Genomic DNA, 24,232 nt, shown 5'->3' on the forward strand with positions numbered 1-24,232 from the left:
AACCGTAGGGCGGGTTAGCACCGCAGGTGCGTAACCCGCCAACGCGGCATCACTTCACCAGCAATTCGTTGATCGGCACCAGGTCCGCTTCCTTCAGCGTGCCGGCCGCCGACTTCAGGCGCAGGCCGTTCATGATGGTGTCGTAGCGGGCGCGCGAGAGGTCGCGCTGGGTGGAGTACAGCTGGCGCTGCGCGTTGAGCACGTCGATGTTGATGCGCACGCCCACCTGGTAGCCCAGCTTGTTCGAATCGAGCGCCGACTTGCTCGACACTTCGGCCGCTTCCAGCGCGCGCACCTGCGCCAGGCCGCTGTTCATGCCCAGGAAGGCCGTGCGCGCGTTCTGCGCGGCGGCGCGGCGCGTCGCCTCCAGGTCGTTGCGCGCCTTGTCTTCCAGCGCGATCGATTCGCGCACCTTGCTGGTCACGGCGAAGCCGTTAAACAGCGGCACGTTCCACTGCACGCCCACCGAGTTGGCCTTGGTGATGCCGGACGCGGTGACGCTGTCGCGGCCCTTGCTGGCCACCAGGTCCAGCGTCGGCAAGTGGCCGGCGCGGTTGCGGGAAATATCGCGCTTGGCGATTTCCAGGTTCAGCTGGGCGCCCACCACGGAATAGTTCTGCTGCTCGGCCGAGGCGATCCACGGCTCGATGGCGGCCGGCTGCGGCGCGCCGATGGTCACGCCCTGACGCAGCGTGGACAGCGAGGCCGGCGTGGTGCCGATGATCTGCTGCAGCGCGTTGCGCTTCACTTCCAGGTCGTTGATGGCGGCGAATTCCTGCGCCACCACCAGGTCGTAAGCCGCTTGCGCTTCATGCGTGTCGGTGATGGTCTGGGTGCCGACCTCGAAGTTGCGCTTGGCCGAGGCCAGCTGCTCGGTGGTGGCCGACTTCTGCGCCTGGATCGACGACAGGTTGTCCTGCGCGGTCAGCACGTCGAAATAGGCTTGCGCCACGCGGGTGATCAGGTCTTGCTGGGCCTGGGCGAACACGGCTTCCGTGCTGGCCTGGCTCAGCTTGCTCTGCTGGTAGGTCTCCCAGCGGTCCCAGCGGAACAGCGGCTGCGACAGGCTCAGCGCCCACTGGTTGCGCGAATTGTCGCGCGGGCCGCTGGCCGAAAAGATGTTGTCGGACTTGTCCTCGAAGTCGCCGGTGATCTTGGTGCTGGAACCACCCAGGCCGATGACCGGCAGCAAGCCGGAACGCCCTTGCGTCGTCCTTTCCTGACCCGCAGCAAGTGCAGCGCGCGCGCTGGCATAGGTGGCGTCGTTGGCGAGCGCCTGCTGGTACACTTGGATGAGGTCGGCCGCCTGTGCGTTTATGGTCAACAGCGCGCTGCTGATCAGCAAGGCGATTAAGGGTTTCTGCATTGCGTTCTCCGTGGAATCAATAACAATTAGTATTTTGGCATGTTGCTGTCGACCTGAACAGCCCAGGCATGGATGCCGCCCGTCAAATTCGTGATCTTGCCGAAACCGTTGCGCTCCAGGAAGGCCGCCACCTGCATGCTGCGCGCGCCGTGGTGGCAAATGCAGACGATGGCGGCGTCCTCATCGAGGTCGTCGATGCGGGCCGGGATGGAGTTCATCGGCATCAGCGTGGACCCGGCAATGTGGCAGGTCTCGTATTCCCAGTTCTCGCGCACGTCCAGCAGAAACGGGCTGGGGCGCGCTTCGTCGGCCAGCCAGTCGGCCAGTTCCAGCGCAGTGATGTGTTGCATGCGACGCTCCCGTTCCGCTCAGAACGTGAACTGCGACGGCTTGGCGGCCAGCTGCAGCGGCTTGACGTCGGTTTCAAACAGTTTTTTCTGTTCGTAGCCGTCCGAGGTGCGGGTGACCAGCACGCCCGACATGACCGGCGCTTCGCCTATCATGGCGAAAATGCGGCCGCCCACCTTCACTTGCGCCAGGAATTGTTCCGGCAGCTTGGGCACCGCGCCGGACAGCACGATGACGTCGAACGGGGCGCCGTTGGCCCAGCCCTGCGAGCCGTCGCCCAGTTCCACGGTGACATTGGTGACGCCGGCGGCGGCCAGGTTCTGCTCGGCACGCGCCTTTTGTTCCGGCGAGATCTCGACGGTGGTCACGTGGCGGCCGCGGTGCGCCAGCAGGGCGGCCATGTAGCCGCTGCCGGTGCCGATTTCCAGCACGTTTTCATGTTTTTTCAGTTGCACGTCCTGCAGGATGCGCGCTTCCAGCTTGGGCGTCAGCATGGTGTAGCCGTTGCCCAGCGGGATTTCGGTGTCGGCAAAGGCCAGGCTCTTGTGGCTGGCCGGGACGAAGTTCTCGCGCTTGACCACGTTCAGCACCTCCAGCACGTCCACATCCAGGACGTCCCATGGACGGATTTGCTGTTCGATCATGTTGAAGCGGGCTTGTTCGATATTCATCTTTAAACTCGGTGAAGGATTAAATAATCCGTCATTTTATCGTTGAACTGGTCAGGACGGCATATTAACGATATCGGCGACGGACAGCGGGAAATTGCGACAGTCTGCAGATTCGGGGGGCTGAACGCGCAAAAACGGCCCCGGACTGCTCATTTGCGCGGCAGGGCGGCATCCGGAGCCAGGCCGCGCAGGGCCAGGTCGAGGAAGGCGGCCATGTACTGGTCCGGGTCGATGCTGCTGCCGCCGCCGCAGGGCAGGAAGGCGTTATTCCACATCATCAGCATCAGCACCGGGGCGCTCAGCACCGGCATCATCACCTGCGGGTCGTGCGGGCGGAACTCGCCGCGCGCCAGGCCGCGCTCGAGCACGCGCACCAGCAGCGCATTGCCGCGCGCCACCACCTCGTCTTCATAGAAGCGCACCAGTTCCGGGAAATTGCCGGACTCGGCCATCATCAGCTTGGTGATGCCGGCCAGCTTGGTGGCGCCCACCTGGCCCCACCAGCGCAGCAGCATTTCCTTGAGCAGTGCGGCGCTGGGCGCGTCGGAGGCGGCCAGGTCCAGCTCGGCCTGCCCGATCGCCTGGCCGATGGTGGCGCGCACCACGGCCTTGAACAGTTCCTCCTTGTTTTCGAAATACAGGTACAGCGTGCCCTTGGAGACGCCGGCGCGGCGCGCCACGTCCTCCAGCCGGGTGGCGGCGAAGCCGCGCTCGACGAACAGCTCCAGCGCCGCCTCCAGCAATTCCTGCGGCCGCGCGTCCTTGCGCCGTTCCCAGCGCGGTTTGGTATCAGTGGGAGCTTGCATGAGGATAGTGATGTGTTGCCATCTTACTTACTTTTGAGTCATTTATATTAGTCGTCAGACAAGCGACCGTCAAGCGGACTGCACCCAACAAGAAATACATTTGCTCAAATCTATCTACTATAATGGCAACTTTCATCTCTGCGCCCACCCATGCACCAGCGGCACGATATCTCCAGCGCCTTCCGGCGCGAGTTTGCGACGCCCCGCCTGTGGTGGAGCAGGGCCGTCGTGCTGGGGGCCGCCGCCATCGCCGGCTTGACCGTGGTGGGGTTCACCTGGCTGGCCGAAGCGGCGCTGGCGCTGTTCCTGCAAGGCAGCGCCTACGCATGGTGGCTGCCGCTGCTGTGGACGCCGGCCTGCGCCGCCCTCATCGTCTGGCTCACGCGGCGCTACGCGCCCGGCGCGGCCGGCTCCGGCATCCCGCAAGTCATGGCCAGCCTGGACGGGCAAGTCCCGCCCGCGCAACAGGGCCTGTTCGTCTCGCTGCGCCTGAGCGCGGCCAAGATCGCCCTCACTGCGGGCGGCTTGCTGGGCGGCCTGTCGCTGGGCCGGGAAGGGCCGTCGGTGCAGATTGCCGCCGGGGTGATGCTGGCGGCGCAAGCGCTGCTGCCGCGCCGCGCGCTGGTGTCGGCGCACGCGCTGCTGGTGGCCGGCGGCGCGGCCGGCATCGCCGCCGCCTTCAATACGCCGCTGGCCGGCGTCATGTTCGCGATTGAAGAACTGTCGCGCGCGCCGGAGCAGCGCAACAGCGGGCTGATCGTGGCGGGCATCGTGCTGGCCGGCCTGATCGCCGTGTCGGTGTACGGCAACGCCACCCACTTCGGCGTGGTGCACCCCGGCCCGATCGGCTGGGCGCTGCTGGGGCCGGGATTGCTGACCGCGCTGGCGGCCGGGCTGGCGGGGGGGCTGTTCGCGCGCCTGCTGCTGGCCAGCCTGGGCGGCGCATCGGCAGACCACGCGAGCCGCTGGCGCGCACGCCGCCCGGTGCTGTTCGCCGCCTGCTGCGGCCTGGCGGTGGCGCTGATCGGCCTGCTCAGCCAAGGCGCCACCTTTGGCAGCGGCAACGAGGCCACCCGGGCCATGCTGGACGGTACGGGCGTGCCGCCGGCCGGCTTCACGCTGCACAAATTCGTGGCCACCTGGCTGACCGTGTGGAGCGGCGCGCCGGCCGGCATTTTTCGCCCCGTCCCTGTCCATCGGCGCCGCGCTGGGGCGCGACATCGCCCTGCTGACCGCCTACCCCTACGCGCCGGCGCTCATCGCGCTGGGCATGGTCGGCTTCCTGGCCGCCGCCACGCAAGCGCCGCTGACCGCCTTCATCATTGTCATGGAGATGGTGGACGGCCACGCCATGGTGCTCAGCCTGATGGCCTGCGCCGTCATCGCCAGCACGGTCTCGCGCGTGCTCAGCCCGCCCCTGTATGGTGCGCTGGCGCAGCTGCAGCTGCGCCGTCTGCCGGCCGCGCCGCCATGATTCCCGACGACATCCGGCGCTTTATCGTCCAGTACGTTCCCTCGGTCCCCTTCCTGGAAGCGCTGCTGCTGTTGCGCGACGGCGCACAGCGCGACTGGGACAGCACGGAACTGGCGGCGCGCCTGTACCTGGGGGCGCCCGCCGCCGCCATCCTGCTCGAACAGCTGAGCCGCATCGGCCTGCTGGCGCGCGACGCCGCCACACCGCCACGCTACCGCTACGCCCCGCGCACGGCGCAGCTGGGCGCCATGGCGGACCGGCTGGCCGCCGTGTATGCGCAGAACCTGGTTGAAGTCAGCACCCTGATCCACGCCGGATCGAACCGCAAGGCGCGCCTGTTCGCCGACGCATTCGTGCTGCGCAAAACGCACAAGGAGGATCACTGAATGGCCGCTGTCATCTATCTGCTGTGCGCCGCGACGGCGCTGGCCTGCTCCTGGCTGCTGCTGCGCAGCTACCGCGCCACCCGGCACCGCCTGCTGCTGTGGAGCGGCTTGTGCTTTGCCGGCATGTTCCTGAACAATTTGCTGCTGGTGCTGGACCGGTTGGTCCTGCCCGACGAGGATTTGTCGACCTGGCGCCTGGGGGCGGCCCTGCTGGCCCTGATGCCCCTGCTGTACGGCCTGATATGGGAGGACGAATGATGGTCAACGCCCTGCTCAGCGGCGCGATCGTGCTGGCGGCGCTGGTGGCCGCCCTGTTCTTCCTGCGCTTCTGGCGCCAGACGCGCGACCGCTTCTTCCTGTACTTCGCGGTGGCGTTCGTGCTGGAGGCGCTGCACCGGCTGCTGTGGGCGCTGGCCCCGCAAAGCGAGGCCGACGCGCCGCAATACTATCTGATCCGGCTGGCCTCCTACGGGCTGATCCTGCTGGCCATCATCGGCAAGAACCGCGCGCCGCCGCGGTAAGCGCCGCGGCCCGCGTCACAGCTCGGCCAGCGGCGTCTGCGCCCCCTGGTCGCCGGTCTCGAGCAGCCCGATCAACACGTGCAGATCCTCCTCCAGCCGCGCCAGCACGGCGGGGTCCAGCTCGCCGAGCGCAGTGGGCAGCACGCCACGGAAAGGCGGCGGCGCCCGGTCCAGCAAGGCCAGGCCGGCGTCGGACACGGTCAGCGCCACGGCCCGCCTGTCGTCCTGGCGCCGCGCCTGCACGATCAGGCCGCGCTCCAGCAGCGCGCGCACCAGGTTGCTCGCGGTGGACTGGTGGATATCCAGCGCCGCCGCCAGGTCGCCCAAGCCCAGCCCGGGCGAGCCGCCGATCTCGCTCAGCGCCCACAGCTGCGCGCCGCCGATGCCGGCGGCACGTTCGACGGCGCGGAAATGCCCGCGCACGGCGTTGAACAGAACGCGGAACTGGCGCAACACGCGGGCCGGCGCCACGGGATCGGCCGCGGGCGCCGCATTCTGGCAGGGAGCGGTGGTAGACATGCGCGCATCATAGCGGAAAACGGTGACCGTGACGCGCTGCGCCCGGCGTCAGCGCGCCGGCAGGCCTCGGATGTCCTCGGCCAGCAGCTGCGTGTGCGCAGGGTGGCGCAGCCGTCGATGGTCAACCGCTAGCGGACGGCAAGCAGCTCTTGCATATAAGGAACCTCAGCGAAAAAGCATAAGGGGGACGCGCCGCACTGGCATAAAATGGCCCCATGGACCTCACCGACCTCTTGCGCCGCAGCCTGCCGGCGCCGCCGCTGATGACGCTGCTGGCGGCGCTTCCGCTGCACGCCGCCCCGCCGCTGCGCTTCCTGGTGGTCGATGGCCACGGCATGCCGCTGGCGCAGGCCCGCGCCGCCAGCGGCGGACAGCGCGGGGCCGCGCTGGGGCCGGGCATCATCAAGGAATGGCAGGATGCGCTGGCGGCGGAGCTGGGGCGCACGCCGGTCAGCCTGGTCTTGCCGCGCAAGCGGCAGGACCAGGCCGTGGCCCGGCGCCAGGTGGATTTGCGCTGCTTCGTCAGCCCGGAGTGGCTGAGCGCCGACGCGGCCGCCGATTACGACTGGCCGCCACCGTTCATGGACGTGGAGGAACGCGTCGTCGGCAACGCCGGCGCGGCCCCGGTGCACACCATGGCCGACCTGGACGGCAAGCGCATCGGCACCGTGCACGGCTACCAGTACCGCAAGCTCGCGCCGCTGTCCGACGCCGGCCGCGCGCGGCGCGACGATGCGCCGTCCGGGGCGGCGCTGCTGGCCAAGCAGCTGGCCGGTCGCACCGACGTCTCCGTCATGCGCACGCTCGATTTCCACTACCTGCAGCGGCGCGACCCGCGCCTGGCCAGACTGGCGCTGGCCCCGCTGGTGATAAGCCGCTTCTCGCTGTACTGCGCGCGCACCAGATACAGCAGCGTGACGCTGGACCAGCTGCAGCTGGCGCAGCAACGGCTGCTGCAAGCGGGGATACCGGATAAAATACTGCAATCCTATCGCTAGCGTCCAGCCGCATGCCCACACCAGCGCCCGCCCCCGCGCAAGACTCCGCCCCCGCCGCCGTGCCCTTCGGCGAGGCGTTCCGCTTCTGGCTCAAGCTGGGCTTCATCAGCTTCGGCGGCCCGGCAGGGCAGATCGCCATCATGCACCAGGAGCTGGTCGAGCGGCGCCGCTGGATTTCCGAGCGGCGCTTCCTGCATGCGCTGAACTACTGCATGCTGCTGCCCGGCCCCGAGGCGCAGCAGTTGGCCACCTATATCGGCTGGCTGATGCACCGCACCCGGGGCGGCGTGGCGGCCGGCGCGCTGTTCGTGCTGCCCTCGCTGCTGATGCTCACCGGCCTGTCCTGGGTCTACGCCGCCTATGGCGACGTGCCGCTGGTGGCGGGCCTGTTCTACGGCATCAAGCCCGCCGTGGCGGCCATCGTGCTGCAGGCGGCGCACCGCATCGGCGGGCGGGCGCTGAAAAATGGCTGGCTGTGGGGCATCGCGGCCGCCGCCTTCGCCGCCATCTTCCTCGGCGGCGTGCCCTTCCCCGCCATCGTGCTGGCCGCCGCGCTGGCGGGCTACGCGGGCGGGCGCTACATGCCGGACAAGTTCCAGCTTGGCGGCGGCCACGGCGCGGCGCAGCAGTCCTTCGGCGCGGCGCTGATCGACGACCACACGCCCACGCCGGCGCATGCGCGCTTCAGCTGGCGCAAGCTGGCCGGCATCGCCGCCGCCGGCGCCGCGCTGTGGGCCGTGCCGATGGCCGCGCTCACCGCCGTCTTCGGCTGGCAGCACACCTTCACGCAAATGAGCTGGTTCTTCACCAAGGCGGCCCTGCTCACCTTCGGCGGCGCCTACGCGGTGCTGCCCTACGTCTACCAGGGCGCGGTGGACCACTACGGCTGGCTCAGCGCCACGCAGATGATGGACGGCCTGGCGCTGGGCGAAACCACGCCCGGCCCGCTGATCATGGTGGTGGCCTTCGTCGCCTTCGTGGGCGGCTACGCCAAGGCCGCGCTGGGGCCGGACGCGCTGTTCCTGGCCGGCGCGGCGGCGGCCGCGCTGGTGACCTGGTTCACCTTCCTGCCGTCCTTCCTGTTCATCCTGGCCGGCGGCCCGCTGGTGGAGTCCACGCACGGCGACCTGAAGTTCACCGCGCCGCTGACTGCCATCACGGCCGCCGTGGTGGGCGTGATTGCGAACCTGGCGCTGTTCTTCGGCTACCACGTGCTGTGGCCGCAGGGCTACGCCGGCCGTTTCGACTGGGTCTCCGCGCTCATCGCGCTGGGCGCGGCCGTGGCGCTGCTGCGCTACAAGGCCAACGTCATGCACGTGATCGGCGTGTGCGCGCTGGCCGGATTGGGGCTGCGCCTGATTTTTTGAATCCGATCCGCCCTGCCCTGCGTATATCCGTCTACAGCACGTGCTGTACACGCATACGAAAGGGGAATGAGCATGGGAACTATCAAGCAGTACCGGCTGCGGGCCGCGATGGCCGCCAGCCTGCTGGCGGCCGCCCTGGCGCCGCACGCGTTCGCATCCAGCCACCGGGAAGCGCCCTTCATCACCAGGCAGCCCAAGGTGGACGCCACCGACTTCTACATGTTCCGCAGCTATGAGCCGGGACGCGAGAAATTCGTCACCCTGATCGCCAACTACGTGCCGCTGCAGGACGCCTACGGCGGCCCGAATTACTTCGCCATGGACCCGGACGCGCTGTACGAGATCCACATCGACAACAACGGCGACGCCAGGGAAGACATCAGCTTCCAGTTTCGTTTCAGCAACACCAACAAGGACACGCAGCTCACCGTGGGCGGCAAGAAGATGTCGATCCCGCTGGTGATCAACGGCGGCGCCGTCAACGATGTGAATCCGGCCGGGCTGAACGTGCGCGAAACCTACAGCGTCACCGTGGTGCGCGGCGACCGGCGCGCCGGCGCGCGCACGGCGGTGACCAACGCGGCCGGCGGCGGAACCACCTTCGACAAGCCGGTGGACAATATCGGCAACAAGACCATACCGGACTACGCCGCCTACGCCGCCAAGCATGTGTACGCGGTAAACATTCCCGGCTGCGCCACGCCGGCGCGCATGTTCGTCGGCCAGCGCAAGGACCCGTTCGTGGTCAACCTGGGCGAGACCTTCGACCTGATCAACATCAAAGCGCCGGCCGTGGAGTTCCTGGCCAACGCCGAAAAGAACGCCAGGGATGACCTGGCGTTCAAGAACGTCACGGCGATCGAGCTGGAAGTGGCGGCCGACTGCCTGACGGCCGGCGCCGCCGGCGACCCGGTGATCGGCGGCTGGACCACGGCCAGCCTGCGCCAGGGCCGCGTGCTGAACGCCTATCCCGGCAGCGCGGTGGGCGCCTCGCGCGAAGGCGGGGCGTGGACGCAGGTGTCGCGCCTGGGCGCGCCACTGGTGAACGAGGTGGTGATCGGCCTGAAGGACAAGGACCGCTTCAACCACAGCAAACCGTCCGGCGACGGCCAGTTTGCCGACTACGTGACCAACCCCACGCTGCCGGCGCTGGTGGAAATCCTGTACGGCAGCGCGGGCGCCAAGGCCCCCACCAACTTCCCGCGCAATGACCTGGTGGCGGCCTTCCTCACCGGAGTGAAGGGGCTGAACCAGCCCGCCAATGTCGTCGCGTCCGAGATGCTGCGCCTGAACACGTCGATCGCGCCCACCGCCAGCGGCGCGCAAAAGCGCCTGGGCGTCATCGACGGCGACAACGCGGGCTTCCCCAACGGCCGCCGTCCGGGCGACGACGTGGTCGATATCGCGCTGCGCGTCATGATGGGCAAGCTGTGCACGCTGAACCTGGGCTGCGCGCCGGCCGACGCGCCGGCCGGCGCGCTGCGCTTCACCGACGGCGCCTACCTGGACGAGACCTTCATCGCCGCCAGCTTCCCTTACCTGAAGACGCCGCTGCCCGGCTCTCCACAGAAGTAAGGAGGACGCCATGAAAACTCGCACATCTCTCGCCTTCCTGGCGATGGCGCTGGCCATGGCCATGCTGCTGGGCGCCTGCGGCGGCGGCGGTTCGGGCGGCGGCTCGGCCACGCCGCCCGTCGTCACCCCGCCGCCGGTCACCATGGCGGACGCGTTCTACTCGGCGGTGCTGTCCCTGGTCGGCAGCAGCCCCGAGGACAAGGAGCCGGTGGCGGTGGAGGGCATCGCGCCCACGGCGCCGGACAACACCGAGCCGGAATCCTGACCGCAGCCGCCCCGCGCCGCAGCCCGGCGCGGGGCTTTCTTCTGGATGGCACAACCATGAACAGCAAGCACCGCATCGTCTTTTCCTTGCGCGCGCTGGCGGCGGCCTGCGCCACCGTCCTCGCGCTGACGGCCGCCCCGGCACCGGCGGCGCCCTACCTGCCCCGCGCGGGCGCGGAAGTGCTCGAGACCCTGCCGCGCCGCACCGATCCCGTACAGCAGGAGCTGCGAGGCATGCGCCGCCAACTGGCCGCCGCGCCGCAGGACGTGCAGCTGGCCACGGCGCTGGCGCAGCGCTATATCGGCATCGGCCGCAGCGAGGCCGACCCGCGCTACTTCGGCTACGCGCAGGCCGCGCTGGCGCCATGGTGGAACCAGGCCGCGCCGCCGCCCGCCGTGCGCCTGCTGCGCGCCACGCTGCTGCAGGGCACGCACCGCTTCCCGGCGGCCATGGCGGACCTGGACGCCGTGACGGCAGCCGATCCGGCCAACGCGCAAGCCTGGCTCACGCGCGCCACCGTGCAGACGGTGCTGGGCCAGTACGGCCCGGCCACGGCCAGCTGCGCGCGCCTGTCCGCGCTGGCGGGCGAACTGGCCAGCATCACTTGCCTGACCAATGTGTCCGGCCTGACGGGGCGGCTGCTCAAGAGCGACATGCTGCTGGCCGCCACGCTGGCGCGCAGCGCAGGCGCAGAACCGGCCTTGCAGGCGTGGACGCTGACGCAGCTGGCCGAGATGGCCACGCGGCGCGGCGACGCGCGCCTGGCCGAGGCACGCTACCAGGCCGCGCTCAGGCTGGCCCCGCGCGACAGCTATCTGCTGGGCGCGTACGCCGACTTCCTGCTCGACAGCCGGCGCCCCGCCGAGGCGGCCGCGCTGCTGAAGGATCAGCGCCGCGTGGACGGCCTGCTGCTGCGCTACGCGCTGGCGCTCAAGCAGCAGGACGGGCGATCAACGGGACCGGGGTACGGTCCCGACGCCACCGGCGCCACCAGCGCCGCCAGTGCCGCCACCACGGCCACCACCGCCAGCACCGCCGCACTGGCCGAAGCCGTGCGCGAGCTGCAGGCGCGCTTCGACGCGGCCGCGCTGCGCGGCGACAGCATCCATCAGCGCGAACAGGCCCGCTACGAGCTGCACCTGCGCGGTAACGCCAAGGCCGCGCTGGCGCTGGCGCAGCAGAACTGGGGCGTGCAGAAAGAGCCGGCAGACCTGCGCATCCTGCTCGAAGCGGCGCAGCAGGCCGGCGACCGCGCCGCCGCCGCCGCTGCGCTGGCCTGGCTGGCGCAGACCGGGCTGGAGGACGCCGCCATCCGGCCGCTTGCCGCGCTGGCCCAGCGAGGCCAGCCATGATGCGCCGCCTGCTGCTGGCCTGCCTGCTGCTGTGCTGCGCCGCCGGCCCCGCCTCCGCCCACAAGCCGAGCGACAGCTACCTCACGCTGCGCACCGACGGCCAGCGCATCGACGGCCAGTGGGACATCGCCCTGCGCGACCTGGACTACGCCCTGGGCCTGGACGACAACGGCGACGGCCAGCTCGCCTGGGACGAGGTGCGCGCGCACCATGCCCGGATCGCCGCCTACGCGCTGTCGCGCCTGTCGCTGGCCGCAGACGGCGCCGCGCGCGGTCCCTGCCGCCTCAGCGCAGGCGAGCAGCTGATCGACCGCCACACCGACGGCGCCTACACCGTGCTGCGCTTCCGCGCCGACTGCCCCGGCGTGCCGGCTGCGCTGCGCATCGGCTACCGCCTGTTTGCCGATGTCGATCCGCAGCACAAAGGCCTGCTGCACCTGGAGCACGCCGGCATGGCCGCCACCAGCGCCATCTTCGGCGCGGACCGGCCGGACCAGCTGCTGCAGCTGGCCGGCCCTTCCCGCCTGACCCAGTTCACGGCCTACCTGCGGCACGGCGTCTGGCACATCTGGATAGGCTACGACCACATCCTGTTCCTGCTGTCGCTGCTGCTGCCCGCCGTGCTGGTATGGCGCGAACACGCCTGGCGCGCCGCGCCCGGCTTGCGCGCCGCCGCCGTCGACGTGCTCAAGACCGTCAGCGCCTTCACGCTGGCGCATTCCGTCACCCTCAGCCTGGCGGCGCTCGGCCTGGTCTCGCTGCCGTCGCGTCTCGTGGAATCGGCCATTGCCGCCTCCGTCATCGCCGCCGCGCTGAACAACATCGCGCCCATGGTGCAGGCGCGGCGCTGGGTGGGCGCCTTCCTGTTCGGCCTGATCCACGGCTTCGGCTTTGCCGGCGTGCTGGCCGACCTCGGCCTGCCGCAAGGCTCGCTGCTGCTTGCGCTGGTGGGTTTCAATGCGGGCGTGGAGCTGGGCCAGCTGGCCATCGTGGCCGCCTTCCTGCCGCTGGCCTTCCTGCTGCGCGCCACCTGGTTCTACCGCCGGCTGGTGCTCACCGGCGGCTCCGCCATGATCGTGCTGGCCGCCAGCATGTGGTTCGGCGAACGCGCCTTCGCGGCCGAAGCGCCGCCACAAACGGCGGCGCAGACGGCGGCGCAGGCGGTAGCTTCCCCTGCTAGAGCAGCCTCACCCAGCTGCCCTTGAACAGCACCGGGCCGGTGGGGCCGTCCGGACTGGGCGAGCCGCCCTTGGGCTCCAGGCTGACCGCCAGCAGCTGCACGTCGGCGCCGATGGCACGCTCCGACAGCGCCAGCGTGGCGCTGCGGTTGTCCGGCAGGATGCCCAGCGAGCGCGGATGGCCCTGCTGCGGGATGGCCCACAGCTGCAACGTCTTGTCGCTGGCCACGGCCACGCTGCTCACCACGCGCACCTGCAGCACGCCGCGCCGGCTGTCGCCGGTCAGCAGGATGGCGGTGCGGGCCTGTTCGTCCGTCAGCGTGGCCGCGTAGTTGATGGCCGGCGGCGCCACCGGCGCCTGCGTCAAGGTCAGCGCCACGGCGACAGCCAGCACCGCCACCGCGCCCGAAGCCACGCTCAGGCCGCGCCAGAAGCCTACCGAATCCTGGCGCCAGAACTGCCAGGCCGGCGCGGCGGGCTTCAGGTTCAGGCGCCGTTCGATGCCGCGCCACACTTCCGCACGCGGCGGCTGCTCGCCGGCGAACTCGGACAGCGGCAGCAGGCGCTCTTCCCATTCGCCGACCGTGCGGCGCAGCGCCGCGTCGTTGTGCAGCCAGCCCTCGAAGCGGCGGCGCGCGCCGCCTTTGAGCGTGCCCAGCACATATTCGGCGGCCAGTTTCTCGCGCAGGCCGGGGTTGCCACGGATGTTCATTTCCGCTCCTCCCTGGCCAGGCAGGTCTTCAGCCGTTCCAGGCTGCGCCGTATCCAGGTCTTGACCGTGCCGATGGGGATGGCCATCTGCTGCGCCACCTCGCTGTGCGACAAGTCGTGGAAAAACGCCATGCCGATGACTTGCCGCTGCAAGCCTTCCAGCAGCGACATGCAATGCGCCAGTGCCCTGGCGTCGCTGCTGATCTGCAGCGCCTCGATGGGCGTGGCGCCGGGGTCGCGCAGCGCGGCCAGGATGCTGCTGTCGAAGGTATCCACGTCGATCTCCGGGTTGCCGTCCATGCGGCGCAGCGCGTCGAGCGCCTTGTTGCGCACGATCGCGGCCATCCACGTCATGGGCGCGGACAACTGGCTCTGGTAAGTGCGCGCGCTGTTCCAGATGGAGACGAAACTCTCCTGCAGCACTTCCTCGGCCAGCTCGCGCTTATGCAATATACGCAGCGCGTAGCCAAACAGTTTCGGCGACGTGGCGAGATACAGGGACTTGAATGCCTTGGCGTCGCGCGCGGCGGCGGCCGCCAGCCAGGCACGGAGCTGTTCAGGATCGTTGGAAGAAGCTGGCGCCACGGAAGCCTCGAATCGAGCTTGCATTAGTCGGAACGGCAATCAATGCAAGATTAACTCAGATTCAACTTCCAGGGTACGCGTTCCGTCCCGCGGCGCGGCTTGCTGCCGCAGCGGCAGCGTGACGCGGAAACGGCTGCCGGCGCCGGGTGCGGTCTGCACGTCGATGCGGCCATGGTGGTTCTGCACGATGCCGTACGAGAGCGACAGGCCCAAGCCGGTCCCCTTGCCAATGGCCTTGGTGGTGAAGAAGGGATCGAAAATGCGGGGCAGCACATCGTCCGGGATGCCGCAGCCGTCGTCTTCCACTTCGATCCAGCCCTGGCCATCCGCCGCGCCGGTGCGGATGGTGATCAGCCCGCGCTGCGGCCCCACCGCGTGGCTGGCGTTGACCAGCAGGTTCATGATCACCTGGTTCAGCTGCGACGGCATGCACTCCACTTCCGGCAGCGCGCCGTACTCCCTGCGCACTTCGGCCACCTTGCGCACTTCGCTGGCGATGATGTTGAACGTGGAATCGATGCAGCGGTGCAGGTCGGCCCACTCCCATTGCCGCAGCGAGTCGGTGCGCGAAAAATCTTTCAGCGACTGCACGATCTTGCTGACGCGCGCCATGCCGTCGCGCGATTCGGCCAGCATGACGGGAATGTCTTCGCGCAGGAATTCCAGGTCCAGCCGCGCGCGGTGCGCCTGCAGCCGCGCCGCCAGGCCGGGCACGGCGTCCAGGGCCGGTTCGGCATCCTGGTAGAGTGCCAGCATCTCGAACAGGCGCTCCAGGTACTGCTCCAGCATGTCGGCATTGGACGCAAGGAAGCCGAGCGGGTTGTTGATTTCGTGCGCCACGCCGGCCGCCAGCTGGCCGATGGAAGCGAGCTTTTCGGACTGCACCAGGCGTCCTTCCAGCTGCTTGCGTTCGGCGATCTCGGTTTGCAGCTGGCCGTTGGCGCGCAGCAGTTCACCGGTGCGTTCGCGCACCGCCGCTTCCAGCCCCTCGTTCGCTTGCAGCAGCTGGCCGTTGACGCCGTTGATGATGGCGTGGCTGCGCACCAGGCGCCAGGCCGCATACAGCAGCAGCACGGCCAGCGCGGCCGACAGCAGCATCAGGTTGAGGCGGTGCTGCTGCATCTGCAGCGTGTTGCGCTCCTGCTCGCGATTCAGCAGGGCGCCGATCCGGTCCAGGTGGATGGCGGTCGGTGCCGCCTCGATGCGCTCCAGCAGGTTTGCCACCTGCTGGTATTCGCGCAGCACCGTGCGCACATGCAGCACGAACAGCCGCAGGCTGCCGGCCAGCTCGGCCGGCAGCTGTTCCGGGGCTGCCGCCAGCGCCGCCAGTGCCGCCAGCTGGCGCTCAAGGCCGGCGCGGTCGACCACGGCGCCGTCTTCGACCATCATGGTCTGCAGCAGCAGATTCCTGACGGCGCCTTCGGTCCGCGCCAGCCGCGCTTTCGCAGCCAGCGCGGCGATGTCGTCGGCGGCCACCGGCAGGAAGGACATGGAATTGCGCAGCACCGCGTTGTGCGACTTGAACGACTCGATCAGCGCCGCCTTGCGCGCCAGTTCGCGCTCCAGCGCCGCCACGCTGGCGGCCAGTTCTTCCGCGCCGGCGCGGTCCTGCGGGGCGGCGCTCGCGCCAAGCTGGTGCGGCAGCGCGTGCAGCAGCGGCAAGGGATCGACCAGCGGGTCGTAGCTCTGGTTCATGCCCAGCTTGGACTTGAGCGCGTCCAGCTCCCATTGCGCGTCGAGCTGCTTGATCTGGCGCAGCCGCGCCACGTTCTCGAAATAACCGGAAGCGTCATAGCTGGGCGCCTGCCAGTACAGGAACAGCAGCGCGGACGCCAGCAGCGCGCCCAGCACCGACAGCGGCACGCGGGCCTTCAAGGCTGCGCTCCCGGCTGCGCGCTCAGCGTGGCGAGGAACTGGGCAATCAGGGCCTTGTCCTGCGCGCTGCCGGGCCGGCCCAGCTGGTATTTGAACATCACGTCGATGGCCTGCTCCAGGGTGGCGGCCGAGCCGTCGTGGAAGTACGGCGCGGTGCGCGCCACGTTGCGCAGCCCGGGAACCTTGAACACGCGGCGGTCTTCCTCGCTGCCGGTGAGCGCGTAACGCCCCTGGTCCGGCCGCTGCGTGCCGCTCCGCGCCGGATAGTCCTCCATCACGCCGAACTTCTGGAACATATTGCCGCCCACGTTGACGCCCTGGTGGCAGGCGATGCAGCCGTATTTCTTGAAGCGCGCGTAGCCGGCCTGCTCGGCGGCAGTGAGCACGCCCTGCTCGCCGCGCAGGAAACGGTCGAAGCGCGAATTGGGCGTGATCAGGGTGCGCTCGAACGACGCCAGCGCGTTCTCGATATTGGCGCGCGTCACGCCGTCCTTGTAGGCGGCCGCGAAGCCGCTGCGGTAGTCCGGGTCCTGCTGTACTTTGCGCACCACGTCCGGCCAGCGCGAGCCCATTTCGGCGGGGTTTTCCACCACCTGCCCGATCTGCGCCTCCAGCGTCTCGGCGCGGCCGTTCCAGAACTGCCTGAAATTGAGCGCCGCGTTGAGCACCGTGGGCGCGTTCAGCGCGGCCGGCTTGCCGTCCAGCCCGAGCGACGCGCCGCGGCTGTCGGCGCCGCCGCGCGCCAGGTCGTGGCAGCTGGCGCAGGACACGCGGCCGTTGACGGACAGGCGCGTGTCGCTGAACAGGCGCCGGCCCAGCGCGGCCTTGGCCGGGTCCTGGCGCAGCGACTGCGGCACCGGCTGGATCGGTTCGGCGGCGGGCGCAGCCAGCGCCGGCGCGCCGGCCGGGGCCAGCGCGGCGGCGCACAGCCAGGCGGACAGGGAACGGGAAGCGGACATGGCGTTCTCCTGCGGCGGTTCAGGCGCACCGCGCCGTGTCGGCCGGCGACAGGCCGTGCAGCTGCCAGTAGTGGCGGAAGGCGGCACGGATATTCTCGCGCAGGATGCGGTTGTCCCAGGGCTTGGTGTAGAAGCGGTACAGCGAGCCGCGGTTGATCGATTCCATGATGGTGGCCAGGTCGGTGTAGCCGGACAGGATGATGCGGAAGGTGTCGGGATACATGTCCTTGATCTCGTCGAGCAGCTCGGTGCCGCTCATTTCCTCCATGCGCTGGTCGCACAGCACCAGCTGCACCTTGTGCCGTGCCAGCAGGTCGAAGGCCTGGGCCGCGCCGCTGGCCGTGAGCACGCGGTAGCCGTCCTGGCGCAGCAGCCGCTGCAGGGACGACAGCACGTGCGGCTCGTCGTCGATCAGCAGCAGCGTGCGCACCTGCGGCGCGCCGCTGTCCGGCGGGGCCAGGCTGGCGCCCTTCAGCAGCAGGTGCTCGAACTGCATGGCGGGCACCGGGCGGCTGAAGAAATAGCCCTGGATCTGGTCGCAGTGGCGGCGCGCCAGGCAGGCCAGCTGGGCCTCGGTTTCCACGCCTTCGGCCACCACTTCCAGGCCCAGGCTGTGCGCCATGGAGACGATGGCCTCCACCAGCGCGGCGTCGCCCGGGTCCACCGTGACGTCGCGAATGAAGGCGATGTCGATCTTGAGCGCGTCGACCGGGAAGCGCTTCAGGTAGGCCAGGCTGGAATAGCCGGTGCCGAAATCGTCGATGGCCACCTTGACGCCCATGGCGCGCAGCGCGGCCAGCGTGGCGGCGGTGCGCTCGGCGTCGTCCATCAGCGCGCTCTCGGTCACTTCCAGCGCCAGCAGCTCGGGCGCGATGCCATGCGCCGCGAGGGCGTCCGCCACGGTCTGCTGCAGGGCGCTGTCGGCGAACTGGCGGCTGGCCACGTTGACCGCCACCGGCACCGGGCCGCCGGCGCAGCCGGCCCACTGCGCGATCTGGCGGCAGGCCGTATCGATGACCCAGGCGCCCACTTCCACGATCAGGCCGGTTTCCTCCAGCAGGGGGATAAAGGCCGAAGGCGGCACCGGGCCGTAGCCGGGACGGTTCCAGCGCAGCAGCGCCTCGGCGCCGGCCATGCGGCCGCTGCTCACCTCCACCTTGGGCTGGTAGTACAGCTCGAATTCGCTGTTGCTGACCGCCTGGCGCAGCGCGCGCTCGAAATCGAAGCGGCGCTGCGCCTGCACGTCCATGGCGTCGGTGAAAAAGCGGCAGCCGCCGCCGCCGGCCTGCTTGGCCTGGTGCAGCGCTGTACTGGCGTATTTCATCAAGGTGGCGGCGTCGGCCGCGTCGTCCGGGTGCAGCGCGATGCCGATGCTGGAAGTGAGCCGCGTTTCGCCCTGCGCCAGCTGGAACGGCTGGGCGCAGCAGTGGCGCACCTGCTCGGCCGCCTGCAGCGCGTCGTGCTGGGTCACCAGGCCGCCCAACGCCAGGGCGAATTCGTCGTTGCCGAAGCGGCTCACCACGCTGCCGGCCGGCGCGGCCCGCTGCAGGCGCTGGGCGAACTGGCTCAGCAGCGCGTCGCCGGCGGCATGGCCGAAGGTGTCGTTGATGCGGGCAAAGCCGTCCAGGTCCAGCATCAGCACCGCGCTGGCCTGGCTGTCGCCGGCCGCCAGCATCTGCTCCAGCGACTGCTGGAACAGCGCGCGGTTGGGCAGGCCGGTCAGCGCGTCGTAGCAGGCCAGGCGCGCCCCCTGGTCGCGCGCACCGGTGTACAGCAGGCGCACCTCCAGCAGGTTGCGGATGCGCGCCAGCAGCTCCGTGTGGTCGAAGGGCTTGCAGACGAAGTCCATCACGCCCGCGTCCAGCGCGCGCTGCTTGTGTTCGGGCGCCGCCGTCACCGCCAGCACCGGGAGGTATTCGCCCGCCTCCACTTCCTTCAAGCCTTCCAGCACCTCGAAGCCGTTCATGAAGGGCATGTTCAGGTCCAGCAGGATCAGGTCGTAGCGCTGCTGGCGGTGGCGCGCCACCACACCGCGCGGGTCGCTGGTCGAATCGATGCGGGTGTAGCCGGCGTATTCCAGCATCGCCTTCAGCAGCAGCACATTGGCTGGGCGGTCGTCGACGATCAGGATGCCGGCGCGGTGCAATTCGGACAAGCTTGCCATGGTGTTCTCCAGTGCTGTTGTTATGGGCATTCCCAGCCGCTGCGGGCGACGGCGATCGCCTCCAGCAATGCCTGGTCGTTCATGGGTTTCAGCATGTAGGCCAGTGCGCAGGCGCGCTGCACGCGCGCCTGCCCTTCCGCCGAGTGGTGGCCGGTGACGGCGATGACGCCGGTGCGCGGCGACAGTTCGGCCAGCCGCGCCTGCACTTCGAAGCCGGACATATGCGGCATGTTCAGGTCCAGCACCACGCAGTACGGCGCGCCGGCCTCCTCTTGCAGCGCGGCGAGCAGCGCGGCGCCGCCCTCGTAGCCGCAGGCCGGGATGCCGGCCGCGCGCAGCAGCCGCAGCAAGGCGCGCCGGATGGCGGCTTCGTCGTCGACCACGGCGACCCAGGGAAGATGATTGGTGTCCATGCTGCCAAGATAACGCGGCAGGCGGCGCCGCGATATTGGACCTTGGCCCTACGCCGTTGTCAGCCGCGCAGCCTGTCGGCCAGGCGCACCAGCGCCGTCAGCGAGCGCACTTGCATTTTCGCCATGACCCGGGCGCGGTGCACCTTGACGGTTTTTTCCACCGTGCCCAGCTCGGCCGCGACCTGCTTGTTGAGCAGGCCCTCGACCAGCAGCGCCATCACCTCGCGCTCGCGCGGCGTCAGGCTGGCGTGGCGCTGGCGCAGCTCCTCGCGTTCTGCATCCGCCGTGCGCTGCTGCGCGTTGCGTTCCAGCGCCGCCTGCACGGCAGCCAGCAGCTTGCCGTCGTCCACCGGCTTGGTGAGGAAGTCGAACGCGCCCAGCTTCATGGCGCGCACGCCGCTGGCGATGTCGCCGTGGCCGGTCAGGAAGATCAGCGGCAGCGCGCTGCCCTGCCCGGCCAGCGCCTGCTGCAGCGCCATGCCGTCCATGTCCGGCATGGACAGGTCCAGCACCAGGCAGCCCGGCGCCGCCGCGTTGCCGCTGGCCAGGAAGGCCTGCGCCGAGTCGTACGGCGCCACCTCGAAACCGGCCGAGGCCAGCAAACGCGTGAGCGCCTTCAGGATGGCCGGCTGGTCGTCCACCAGGAAAACCCGGCACGGCGGCGGCACGGCGCCGTTCATGCTGGCGTTCATGGCGCCGCTCCCGCTGCCGATCCCGCCGCTGCCGCCGCTGCCGGTACTGACTCGCGCGCCGGCAACGGCGGCAGCCGCACATGGAAGCTGGCGCCGCGGTCCGGATTGTTCTCCGCCCACAGCTGGCCGCCGTGCGCCGCCACGATGCTGCGGCAGATCGACAGGCCCAGGCCCATGCCGCTGTCCTTGGTGGTGTAGAAGGGTGCGAACACCTGCTCCAGCGCGGCGGTGGGGATGCCGCTGCCGCAGTCGGCGATGCTGATGCGCACCCAGCCGTCGTCGTCCAGCGCGGTGCGCACGCCGATGGCCTTGCCGCCCGCTTCCGTCAGGGCCATGGCGTCGACCGCGTTCATCAGCAGATTGATCAGCACCTGCTGCAGCTGCACGCTGTCGGCCAGCACCGCCGCGCCGCCGGCCCCCAGCACCGACGACAGCGCCACGCCGTGGCTGAGCAGGTCGTTGCGCAGCAGGCGCAGCACCTCGATCACCAGCTGGTTCACGTCGGCCGGCTGCAGCGGCGCCTCGCGCTTGTCGAACAGGCGCCGCAGGCGGCGGATGATTTCGCCGGCGCGCTGGTCCTCGGCCACGATGTCGGCCAGGATGGCGTCCACCTCGTCCAGGTCCGGGCTGGCCCGGCGCAGGAAGCGCTGCGCGGCCTGGGCGTTGCTCAGGATGGCCGTCAGCGGCTGGTTCAGCTCATGGGCCAGCGCGCCGGACAGCTCGCCCAGCGTGGCCACGCGCGCCAGGTGCGTCACTTCGCGCTGTTTCTGCTGCATTTCCAGCTCGGCCAGCTTGCGCTGCGTGATGTCGAGCGCCACGCCGCGCACCCGCAGCGGCGTGCCGTCGCTGTCCGTTTCGCAGCTGCCGCGCGAAGCGACCCAGCGCAGCCCGCCCTGCGGCAGTTCGATGCGGTATTCGATCTCGTAGCGGCCGCCGCGGCTGGCCTGCTCCAGCACGCGCCGCACGGCAGCGCAGTCGTCCGGGTGCACGCGCTGCAGCAGCGCCTCCACCGACACCGGCTCGGACGGACGGAAGCCGAACAGCTCGCGCCACGAGGGCGACACCCAGACCTGGCGCCGCGCCAGGTCCCGCACCCAGATGCCCAGCCGCGCCGCCTCGGCCGCCAGCGCCAGCTGCTGCTCGCTTTCGCGCCGCTCGGCCTGCGCAACGCGCACCGTGGCCGCCGCCTGCTGCAGGGCCAGGCCCAGCTCATTGGCTTCGCGCAGCGCCAGCGGCGGGATCACGGGCACCTCGCCGGAGGCCACCGCCGCCGCCGGCCCGGCCAGCGCGCGCACCGAACGCGCGATGCCGCCGCCGATGCGCCAGGCCAGCACCAGGCCGGCCGCCAGCGCGGCCAGCGTGGCCACGATCAGCCAGGCCAGCGAGCGGCGCAGGCCGGCCGTCAGTTCGTCCAGCGGAATGCCCAGCGCCACGCTCCAGCGGCTGCCGGCCGAGCGGCTGTACACCGTGTACACCGGGATGCCCTCCAGCGTGGTGGTCTCGAAGCCGCCCTCGTCGGCAAGGTCCAGCTGGCGCTGCAGGGCCGGCGTGGTGGCGCGGCCGAGGAAGCGCGCGATATCGTGCGAGCGCGCCGCAGTCCTGCCGCTGCCGTCGATAATGGCGGCGCGCCAGCTGTCGGGCAGCTTGCGTTCGGCCAGCAGCCCCGTTAGCTGGTCCGGCGAGGCGGTGGCGTTGAGCGTCATGACGATGGCGCCGCCGCGCCGCACCGGCACGCCGATGGTGTAGATCAGCCGGCCGTCCACGGGCGCGGCGAACAGGTCGGACACGCCGGGCTGGCCGCTGCCCAGGATGTGCTTGAGCAGCGGCGTGGGCGGCAACGTGGGCAGCGGCTCGCCGTAGGGGCGGCGCGTGGACAGCAGCAGCTTGCCGCCTGGTTCAATCAGCACGATGCTGTCGGCGCGGATGTCGCGCAAGGCCTCGACGGCGCGCGCGTGGAAGCCGGCCAGGTCGCCGCGCTGCAGCTGGTGCGAGGTGCCCAGCGCCAGCAGCGCCGCCTCGGTGCGGGTGAAGCCGCCGTCGACGGCGGCCATGATGGAGCGCGCCTGGCCCACGGTGCTGGCCAGCAGCTGCGCGCGTTCGCGGGTGTAGAAGTCGACTATCAAGAAGCCAGCCACTGCGGCCATGGGCAAGACGCAGCCCAGGACAAGCAGGGCGAGGCTCGCGCGCACGCCGATGGCTTGCCTGCGCGGGGGATGCGGCTCGGGCGAGCGCATGGGCGGTACACCTCCTGCTGGCGAAGACGACCTGTCGATTCTATTGCAGAAACGCCATCAGGTGGCTGTTTTTCCGCGCCCCGCGCTTAATGGAACGGCGCCAGGCGCACGCAGTTGCGGCCGGCGCGCTTGGCGTCGTACAGGGCCTCGTCGGCGCGCAGGTAGGCCGCTTCGAACGGCGTGCCGCAGGGATTCCAGCTGATGCCCACGCTGGCCGTCACGGGACGGTCGATGGGCGCGGCGAACACCTCGCGCGCGATGGCGTGGCAAATGCGCTCGCCCAGCAGGGCCGCCTCGGCGGCGTAGCGCGTGGGCCAGACCACGGAGAATTCCTCGCCGCCCACACGCCCGATGTCGACCCGCTCGCCCAGCAGCGCGCTCAGGCAGCGCACCACGGCCTGGATCACCGCGTCGCCGGCCGGGTGGCCGAAATCGTCGTTGACCTGTTTGAAGTGGTCGATGTCGAGCACGATCAGCGCCATGTCGCCCTGCTCCAGCAGGCGGCTGGCGCGTTCGATCAGCGCGGCCCGGTTCAGCGCCCCGGTCAGCGGGTCGTGCGTGGCGCGGTATTCCAGCTGGCCGGCCAGTTCGTGCAGCTGGCGGTTCAGCTGGTTCATATCGCGCTCGGCACGGTCGCTGCGGCGGATCAGGCGGCGCGTCTCGCGCATCAGGCGCTCGTAGTGCACCATCATTTCGCCCAGCACGCGGCGGTAGTCGGCGGCGCCGGCGCTGTCGTCCTCGTGCGCCGCGCGCGCGGCCGCCAGGACCGCGCTTTCGGCGGCGAACAGGTCCGGTTCCACCATGGCCTCAGTGGTGAGCGACGGGGTGGTTGACGAATGCGAGCGCGCCGAAGTCGTCCTGCAGTTCCTGGCCGAATTCCAGGATGGTGTCGTCGTCCTCGTCGTAGTACCAGTTCAGGCGCACCGCGCAGCCGTCCATGGCGGCCTGGTTCAGCGCCTCGAACAGCGTGAACAGCATCTTGGTGCTGGAGCTGTTGAAGTAGGCCAGCGACACGTTCACGGTGATGTCGGCCCGGCCGCAGCCGGCCAGGTAGGCGCGCACCTGCTCGATCACCGGGCCGTAGAACAGCGCCGCGTTTTCCGGATAGGACTCGCCCTTGATCGACAGCGTGTGCCGGTCGAAGCGGAAATCAATCTCGGGCGAAGTGGGTGAAGCAGAGATGTAGTAGGGTTCCATGACGTAGCTTTTCTTGTTCAGATAATGGCCTTGATGCAGAACACCGTGGTATCCGGGTCGTGCGTCTCCTTGACGAACTCGAACTCCAGCGGCGCGCTGGCGTCGCGCGCCATGGTCAGGAAGCCGAGACCTGCGCCCTTGCTGTCGGCAGGGGTTTCGTCGCGCAGCGCCTTCTTGTAGGCGGATTTGATTTCTTCCATGGTCATGCTGTGCAGCGGCTCCAGGCGCGCGCGGATGGCGTCCACGCTCTCGGTCGATACCGGGTTGGCGCACAGCAGGAAGAAGCTGTCCTCGCGCATGCCGATGCAGAACGAGCCGCGCCGCATCTGGCTCTCCTGCGCGTGGTGCGGCGTCAGCGTGTCGGACGAGTAGTGCATGATGTTCTGCGACATTTCGACGAAAGACGAGAAGATGCGGCGCCGCGTCGGCCCGGCCGCACCGGCCGTGTCCAGGCGTGCCTTGATGGTTTCGGCAATCGCCGCCACCACGTGCTGCGAGAAATAGCCGGCGTAGAAAAAGATGATGTTGCGCTTGCGCGCCACGTCCCAAAACTCGTTGAATTCTTCGTAGAGCAAA

25 protein-coding genes and 1 pseudogene are annotated in these 24,232 nt (G+C 69.7%); 10 read left to right on the forward strand and 16 right to left on the reverse strand.

Going from position 1 to position 24,232, the window contains the following annotated elements; genetic code table 11:
• Positions 1-49 precede the first annotated feature (49 nt).
• The 4 genes from ACFJI2_RS24035 to ACFJI2_RS24050 all read right to left on the reverse strand — a co-directional run bounded on the left by ACFJI2_RS24035 (position 50) and on the right by ACFJI2_RS24050 (position 3,191).
• Entirely contained in the window at positions 50-1,366 is a 1,317-nt protein-coding gene (locus ACFJI2_RS24035; protein ID WP_107873732.1) for a TolC family outer membrane protein, read from the reverse strand.
• Between the two features lie 26 nt (positions 1,367-1,392).
• Complete coding sequence (locus ACFJI2_RS24040; protein WP_377702214.1) at positions 1,393-1,716, reverse strand: rhodanese-like domain-containing protein; 324 nt, start codon at positions 1,714-1,716, stop codon at positions 1,393-1,395.
• Between the two features lie 18 nt (positions 1,717-1,734).
• On the reverse strand, positions 1,735-2,385 hold the full coding sequence (locus ACFJI2_RS24045) for a protein-L-isoaspartate O-methyltransferase (protein ID WP_377702215.1): 651 nt from the start codon (positions 2,383-2,385) through the stop codon (positions 1,735-1,737).
• A gap of 149 nt (positions 2,386-2,534) precedes the next feature.
• Positions 2,535-3,191, reverse strand: coding sequence for a TetR/AcrR family transcriptional regulator (locus ACFJI2_RS24050; RefSeq protein WP_377702216.1), 657 nt, complete (start codon positions 3,189-3,191; stop codon positions 2,535-2,537).
• 150 nt (positions 3,192-3,341) lie between these two features.
• Here ACFJI2_RS24050 and ACFJI2_RS24055 point away from each other — a divergent pair.
• The 4 genes and pseudogenes from ACFJI2_RS24055 to ACFJI2_RS24070 all read left to right on the forward strand — a co-directional run bounded on the left by ACFJI2_RS24055 (position 3,342) and on the right by ACFJI2_RS24070 (position 5,572).
• Positions 3,342-4,665, forward strand: a pseudogene (locus ACFJI2_RS24055) (chloride channel protein).
• Entirely contained in the window at positions 4,662-5,051 is a 390-nt protein-coding gene (locus ACFJI2_RS24060; protein ID WP_377702217.1) for a hypothetical protein, read from the forward strand. The pseudogene ACFJI2_RS24055 and the gene ACFJI2_RS24060 overlap by 4 nt, the downstream one beginning before the upstream one ends.
• Positions 5,052-5,309, forward strand: a complete 258-nt coding sequence (locus ACFJI2_RS24065; RefSeq protein WP_107873719.1) for a DUF5985 family protein — start codon at positions 5,052-5,054, stop codon at positions 5,307-5,309.
• Positions 5,306-5,572 carry a DUF5985 family protein gene (locus tag ACFJI2_RS24070; RefSeq protein WP_377702218.1) on the forward strand — a complete coding sequence of 89 codons (267 nt, stop codon included), beginning with the start codon at positions 5,306-5,308 and terminating at the stop codon, positions 5,570-5,572. Before ACFJI2_RS24065 ends, ACFJI2_RS24070 begins: the two co-directional genes overlap by 4 nt.
• A gap of 15 nt (positions 5,573-5,587) precedes the next feature.
• Here ACFJI2_RS24070 and ACFJI2_RS24075 read toward each other — a convergent pair whose 3' ends face one another.
• Positions 5,588-6,091, reverse strand: a complete 504-nt coding sequence (locus ACFJI2_RS24075; RefSeq protein ID WP_377702219.1) for a MarR family winged helix-turn-helix transcriptional regulator — start codon at positions 6,089-6,091, stop codon at positions 5,588-5,590.
• 215 nt (positions 6,092-6,306) lie between these two features.
• On the opposite strand from ACFJI2_RS24075, the gene ACFJI2_RS24080 reads away from it, so the two are divergent.
• The 6 genes from ACFJI2_RS24080 (at position 6,307) to ACFJI2_RS24105 (ending at position 12,853) form a co-directional block, all read left to right on the forward strand.
• Positions 6,307-7,089 (forward strand): substrate-binding periplasmic protein, encoded by a 783-nt coding sequence (locus tag ACFJI2_RS24080; RefSeq protein WP_377702220.1) that lies wholly within the window; start codon positions 6,307-6,309, stop codon positions 7,087-7,089.
• An 11-nt stretch (positions 7,090-7,100) separates the two neighbouring features.
• The gene (gene chrA, locus ACFJI2_RS24085) at positions 7,101-8,456 is read left to right on the forward strand and encodes a chromate efflux transporter (RefSeq protein ID WP_377702221.1); all 1,356 of its coding nucleotides are present in this window, start codon (positions 7,101-7,103) and stop codon (positions 8,454-8,456) included.
• 66 nt (positions 8,457-8,522) lie between these two features.
• Positions 8,523-10,031 carry a DUF4331 domain-containing protein gene (locus tag ACFJI2_RS24090; protein WP_377702222.1) on the forward strand — a complete coding sequence of 503 codons (1,509 nt, stop codon included), beginning with the start codon at positions 8,523-8,525 and terminating at the stop codon, positions 10,029-10,031.
• Positions 10,032-10,041: 10 nt separating this feature from the next.
• Complete coding sequence (locus tag ACFJI2_RS24095; RefSeq protein ID WP_377702223.1) at positions 10,042-10,296, forward strand: hypothetical protein; 255 nt, start codon at positions 10,042-10,044, stop codon at positions 10,294-10,296.
• 56 nt (positions 10,297-10,352) lie between these two features.
• Positions 10,353-11,648, forward strand: coding sequence for a hypothetical protein (locus tag ACFJI2_RS24100; RefSeq protein ID WP_377702224.1), 1,296 nt, complete (start codon positions 10,353-10,355; stop codon positions 11,646-11,648).
• Entirely contained in the window at positions 11,645-12,853 is a 1,209-nt protein-coding gene (locus tag ACFJI2_RS24105; RefSeq protein ID WP_377702225.1) for a HupE/UreJ family protein, read from the forward strand. The genes ACFJI2_RS24100 and ACFJI2_RS24105 overlap by 4 nt, the downstream gene beginning before the upstream one ends.
• Here ACFJI2_RS24105 and ACFJI2_RS24110 read toward each other — a convergent pair.
• From ACFJI2_RS24110 to ACFJI2_RS24160, 11 genes are all read right to left on the reverse strand, one after another.
• Complete coding sequence (locus ACFJI2_RS24110; protein WP_377702226.1) at positions 12,825-13,538, reverse strand: anti-sigma factor domain-containing protein; 714 nt, start codon at positions 13,536-13,538, stop codon at positions 12,825-12,827. The two genes, ACFJI2_RS24105 and ACFJI2_RS24110, sit on opposite strands and share 29 nt — an antisense overlap.
• Positions 13,535-14,122, reverse strand: a complete 588-nt coding sequence (locus tag ACFJI2_RS24115; protein WP_377702227.1) for a sigma-70 family RNA polymerase sigma factor — start codon at positions 14,120-14,122, stop codon at positions 13,535-13,537. Before ACFJI2_RS24115 ends, ACFJI2_RS24110 begins: the two co-directional genes overlap by 4 nt.
• Before the next feature lie 39 nt (positions 14,123-14,161).
• A complete protein-coding gene (locus ACFJI2_RS24120) occupies positions 14,162-15,997 on the reverse strand; it encodes a DAHL domain-containing protein (protein ID WP_377702228.1) in 1,836 nt (611 codons plus the stop codon).
• A complete protein-coding gene (locus ACFJI2_RS24125) occupies positions 15,994-16,956 on the reverse strand; it encodes a cytochrome-c peroxidase (protein WP_377702229.1) in 963 nt (320 codons plus the stop codon). The genes ACFJI2_RS24120 and ACFJI2_RS24125 overlap by 4 nt, the downstream gene beginning before the upstream one ends.
• A 19-nt stretch (positions 16,957-16,975) precedes the next feature.
• Positions 16,976-19,120 carry an EAL domain-containing protein gene (locus ACFJI2_RS24130; RefSeq protein ID WP_377702230.1) on the reverse strand — a complete coding sequence of 715 codons (2,145 nt, stop codon included), beginning with the start codon at positions 19,118-19,120 and terminating at the stop codon, positions 16,976-16,978.
• A 20-nt stretch (positions 19,121-19,140) separates the two neighbouring features.
• The gene (locus ACFJI2_RS24135; protein ID WP_377702231.1) at positions 19,141-19,533 is read right to left on the reverse strand and encodes a response regulator; all 393 of its coding nucleotides are present in this window, start codon (positions 19,531-19,533) and stop codon (positions 19,141-19,143) included.
• Positions 19,534-19,592: 59 nt separating this feature from the next.
• A complete protein-coding gene (locus ACFJI2_RS24140; protein WP_377702232.1) occupies positions 19,593-20,225 on the reverse strand; it encodes a response regulator transcription factor in 633 nt (210 codons plus the stop codon).
• Positions 20,222-22,459, reverse strand: coding sequence for an ATP-binding protein (locus ACFJI2_RS24145; protein ID WP_377702233.1), 2,238 nt, complete (start codon positions 22,457-22,459; stop codon positions 20,222-20,224). Before ACFJI2_RS24145 ends, ACFJI2_RS24140 begins: the two co-directional genes overlap by 4 nt.
• 86 nt (positions 22,460-22,545) lie before the next feature.
• On the reverse strand, positions 22,546-23,262 hold the full coding sequence (locus ACFJI2_RS24150) for a GGDEF domain-containing protein (protein WP_377702234.1): 717 nt from the start codon (positions 23,260-23,262) through the stop codon (positions 22,546-22,548).
• A 4-nt stretch (positions 23,263-23,266) separates the two neighbouring features.
• A complete protein-coding gene (locus tag ACFJI2_RS24155; protein WP_377702235.1) occupies positions 23,267-23,656 on the reverse strand; it encodes a DUF1987 domain-containing protein in 390 nt (129 codons plus the stop codon).
• Between the two features lie 17 nt (positions 23,657-23,673).
• Positions 23,674-24,231 carry a SiaB family protein kinase gene (locus ACFJI2_RS24160; RefSeq protein WP_107873677.1) on the reverse strand — a complete coding sequence of 186 codons (558 nt, stop codon included), beginning with the start codon at positions 24,229-24,231 and terminating at the stop codon, positions 23,674-23,676.
• Position 24,232 lies beyond the last annotated feature (1 nt).

The sequence above is a fragment of the Pseudoduganella sp. UC29_71 genome (genome assembly GCF_042693265.1).
Lineage (GTDB): Bacteria > Pseudomonadota > Gammaproteobacteria > Burkholderiales > Burkholderiaceae_D > Rugamonas.

What these genes read in the sequence shown, in the direction of transcription:
- ACFJI2_RS24050 (WP_377702216.1), bottom strand. Translation starts at nt 3,191, where the DNA reads ATGCAAGCTCCCACTGATACCAAACCGCGCTGGGAACGGCGCAAGGAC.
- ACFJI2_RS24140 (WP_377702232.1), bottom strand. Translation starts at nt 20,225, where the DNA reads ATGAACGCCAGCATGAACGGCGCCGTGCCGCCGCCGTGCCGGGTTTTC.
- ACFJI2_RS24070 (WP_377702218.1), top strand. Translation starts at nt 5,306, where the DNA reads ATGATGGTCAACGCCCTGCTCAGCGGCGCGATCGTGCTGGCGGCGCTG.
- ACFJI2_RS24060 (WP_377702217.1), top strand. Translation starts at nt 4,662, where the DNA reads ATGATTCCCGACGACATCCGGCGCTTTATCGTCCAGTACGTTCCCTCG.
- ACFJI2_RS24100 (WP_377702224.1), top strand. Translation starts at nt 10,353, where the DNA reads ATGAACAGCAAGCACCGCATCGTCTTTTCCTTGCGCGCGCTGGCGGCG.
- ACFJI2_RS24130 (WP_377702230.1), bottom strand. Translation starts at nt 19,120, where the DNA reads ATGGCAAGCTTGTCCGAATTGCACCGCGCCGGCATCCTGATCGTCGAC.
- ACFJI2_RS24150 (WP_377702234.1), bottom strand. Translation starts at nt 23,262, where the DNA reads ATGGTGGAACCGGACCTGTTCGCCGCCGAAAGCGCGGTCCTGGCGGCC.
- ACFJI2_RS24090 (WP_377702222.1), top strand. Translation starts at nt 8,523, where the DNA reads ATGAGCATGGGAACTATCAAGCAGTACCGGCTGCGGGCCGCGATGGCC.
- ACFJI2_RS24155 (WP_377702235.1), bottom strand. Translation starts at nt 23,656, where the DNA reads ATGGAACCCTACTACATCTCTGCTTCACCCACTTCGCCCGAGATTGAT.
- ACFJI2_RS24035 (WP_107873732.1), bottom strand. Translation starts at nt 1,366, where the DNA reads ATGCAGAAACCCTTAATCGCCTTGCTGATCAGCAGCGCGCTGTTGACC.
- ACFJI2_RS24040 (WP_377702214.1), bottom strand. Translation starts at nt 1,716, where the DNA reads ATGCAACACATCACTGCGCTGGAACTGGCCGACTGGCTGGCCGACGAA.
- ACFJI2_RS24095 (WP_377702223.1), top strand. Translation starts at nt 10,042, where the DNA reads ATGAAAACTCGCACATCTCTCGCCTTCCTGGCGATGGCGCTGGCCATG.
- ACFJI2_RS24105 (WP_377702225.1), top strand. Translation starts at nt 11,645, where the DNA reads ATGATGCGCCGCCTGCTGCTGGCCTGCCTGCTGCTGTGCTGCGCCGCC.
- ACFJI2_RS24080 (WP_377702220.1), top strand. Translation starts at nt 6,307, where the DNA reads ATGGACCTCACCGACCTCTTGCGCCGCAGCCTGCCGGCGCCGCCGCTG.
- ACFJI2_RS24145 (WP_377702233.1), bottom strand. Translation starts at nt 22,459, where the DNA reads ATGCGCTCGCCCGAGCCGCATCCCCCGCGCAGGCAAGCCATCGGCGTG.
- chrA (WP_377702221.1), top strand. Translation starts at nt 7,101, where the DNA reads ATGCCCACACCAGCGCCCGCCCCCGCGCAAGACTCCGCCCCCGCCGCC.
- ACFJI2_RS24045 (WP_377702215.1), bottom strand. Translation starts at nt 2,385, where the DNA reads ATGAATATCGAACAAGCCCGCTTCAACATGATCGAACAGCAAATCCGT.
- ACFJI2_RS24135 (WP_377702231.1), bottom strand. Translation starts at nt 19,533, where the DNA reads ATGGACACCAATCATCTTCCCTGGGTCGCCGTGGTCGACGACGAAGCC.
- ACFJI2_RS24075 (WP_377702219.1), bottom strand. Translation starts at nt 6,091, where the DNA reads ATGTCTACCACCGCTCCCTGCCAGAATGCGGCGCCCGCGGCCGATCCC.
- ACFJI2_RS24110 (WP_377702226.1), bottom strand. Translation starts at nt 13,538, where the DNA reads ATGAACATCCGTGGCAACCCCGGCCTGCGCGAGAAACTGGCCGCCGAA.
- ACFJI2_RS24065 (WP_107873719.1), top strand. Translation starts at nt 5,052, where the DNA reads ATGGCCGCTGTCATCTATCTGCTGTGCGCCGCGACGGCGCTGGCCTGC.
- ACFJI2_RS24125 (WP_377702229.1), bottom strand. Translation starts at nt 16,956, where the DNA reads ATGTCCGCTTCCCGTTCCCTGTCCGCCTGGCTGTGCGCCGCCGCGCTG.